Raw genomic sequence first — 2,273 nt, 5'->3', positions numbered from 1 at the left:
GAAGCAATCCATCGTCCCGCAAGGGCGGCTGCATGGATTGCTTCGCTGCGCTCGCAATGACGCAAAGGGATGGGAGAGGGCCGGCCTATCTGGAGCCTACAGCGTCTGCGCCGAGAAGGTGTCGCAGGTCGTCGGGTTACCGCTGTCATAGCCGCGGCGGAACCAGCGCACCCGCTGCTCCGAGCTGCCATGGGTGAAGCTGTCGGGCACGACATAGCCCTGGCTCTGCTTCTGCAGCGCGTCGTCGCCGACCGCGGCGGCCGCCTTCATCGCGCTCTCGATGTCGCCCGGCTCCAGGAAATGGCCCTGCTGGTCGCCGCGCTTGGACCAGACCCCGGCGAAGCAGTCGGCCTGCAGCTCGATCCGCACCGACAGGGCGTTGCCGTCGCCGCCGCGGCCGCGCAACTGGCTGACCTTGTCCATGATGCCGAGCAGGTTCTGCACATGGTGGCCGACCTCGTGCGCCACCACATAGGCCTCGGCGAACTGGCCGGGCGCGCCGAAGCGGCGGCTCAGCTCGTCGAAGAAATCGGTGTCGATATAGACCATCCGGTCGGCCGGGCAGTAGAACGGGCCCATCGCCGCGCTGGCCGAGCCGCAGGCGGAGCGGGTGGCGCCGCTGAACCGCACCAGCTTCGGCGGCGCGTAGCGGCTGCCGGCCTCCTGGAACACGGCGCCCCAGGTGTCCTCGGTGCTGCCCAGCACGGCGGCGAGGAACTGGGACATCTCGTCCGGCGCGGCGCTGGAGGGGCCGGAGGCGGTCTCCGTCTGGGACGGGCCGGGGTCGACCTGCTGCAGCAGGGCCGAAGGGTCGACGCCGAAGAACAGCGCCACCAGCACGATGACGATCGCGCCGATGCCGCCCACGCCGCCGACCGCGGCCGGGCGCATGCCGCGCCGGTCCTCGACATTGCTGCTGCGCCTCAGATCCTGCCACCGCATCGCCGTCTCTCTCCCCTGATGCGCCCGGGACAACCCGCGGCGGTCCGTCGGGTTCCATCCTAAGGGAGGTAGGACGATTGCGCGATCCGCCATCGTTTCGCCTCGGGATCACGCCTAGGATGCGGAATCGTCTCGCTTCGGATGCCCACCCGGTCCTGGCATGCCTGTTCCGATCCCGCGCCTGCTGGCGGCCTGGATGGCCCTCTGCCTCTGCGGCGGCGTGTCCGCCGCCCTGGCCGGCCCCGGCACCAAGCCCGGCCCCAACAGTTGCCGCTGGTCCTTCGACGACCGCTGCGACGAGCCGGTGATCGGCAGCGGCGACTGCGCCCCCGGCACCGACACCTCGGATTGCCGGCCGATCCGGGCGGGCGGCAACGACAGCTGCCGCTGGGCCGACGACCACAGCTGCGACGAACCGAACATCGGCAGCGGCGTCTGCGCCGACGGCACCGATGTCACCGACTGCCGGCCGCTCTATGCCCGGCGCAACCGCACCAACAGCTGCGCCAGCGCCTTCGACGACATCTGCGACGAGCCGGTGACCGGCACCGGCCGCTGCGCCGCGCGCAGCGACACCGCCGACTGCCTGGGCCGCGACACCCCGGCCGGGATCCGCGACCATTTCTTCGGCCACGACCACCGCCGCCTGGCGGAGGTCGACCGCATGCCGTGGAGCGCGATCGGGGAGCTGACCTTCGAGCACGGCTCCTGCTCCGGCACCATGGTCGGGCGGCGGGTGGTGCTGACCGCGGCCCATTGCTTCATGCGCGACGACGATTCGCTGGACAAGCCGCGCCGCTTCCGCGCCGGCCGCGCCGGATCGACCCAGGTGGCGCAGGCGGGCGTGGCCGGCTTCTACCTGCCGCCGGGCTTCCGCGCGGGGCGCAGCCATGGCGGCGAGTCCTGGTACAATCTCGACTGGGCGCTGGTCGAGCTGGACGCCGATATCGGCGACACCACCGGCATCATGGCGGTGCACCGGCTGAAGCCGGAGGACAGGACCGAGATCGCCGCCGGACGGTGGGAGCGGGTGATGCAGGGCGGCTATTCCTGGGACGCGCCGGACCGCATGACCGAGCATGTCGGCTGCCGCATCGTCTCGCTGCGCGACGACGGCACGCTGCTGCACGACTGCGACATGACCAAGGGCGACAGCGGCTCGCCGATCTTCGTCAAGCAGCCCGGCGGCTACGCCATCGTCGCCGTGGTCACCCGCTTCTACGGCGGCGACGACGGCAGCCGCTCGGCCTATCTCGCGGTCGACAGCCGGGCCTTCGAGAAGGCCGTGGCGAAATACGTGGCCGTCCATGGCGGCTGAGCGATCGAGGGCG

General features: G+C 71.3%; 2 protein-coding genes. One reads left to right on the top strand and one right to left on the bottom strand.

Going from position 1 to position 2,273, the window contains the following annotated elements; genetic code table 11:
- Window positions 1–96: 96 nt before the first annotated feature.
- Window positions 97–942, bottom strand: a complete 846-nt coding sequence (gene ypfJ, locus P409_RS32245) for a KPN_02809 family neutral zinc metallopeptidase (protein ID WP_034848230.1) — start codon at window positions 940–942, stop codon at window positions 97–99.
- Window positions 943–1,102: 160 nt separating this feature from the next.
- Here ypfJ and P409_RS32240 point away from each other — a divergent pair, with 160 nt between their 5' ends.
- Complete coding sequence (locus P409_RS32240) at window positions 1,103–2,260, top strand: trypsin-like serine peptidase (RefSeq protein WP_034848228.1); 1,158 nt, start codon at window positions 1,103–1,105, stop codon at window positions 2,258–2,260.
- Window positions 2,261–2,273 lie beyond the last annotated feature (13 nt).

It is taken from the genome of Inquilinus limosus MP06, from assembly GCF_000767795.1.
Taxonomy (GTDB): domain Bacteria; phylum Pseudomonadota; class Alphaproteobacteria; order DSM-16000; family Inquilinaceae; genus Inquilinus; species Inquilinus limosus_E.
The sequence above is the reverse complement of the archived record's forward strand: the minus strand, read 5'-3'. Positions and strand labels throughout refer to the sequence as shown.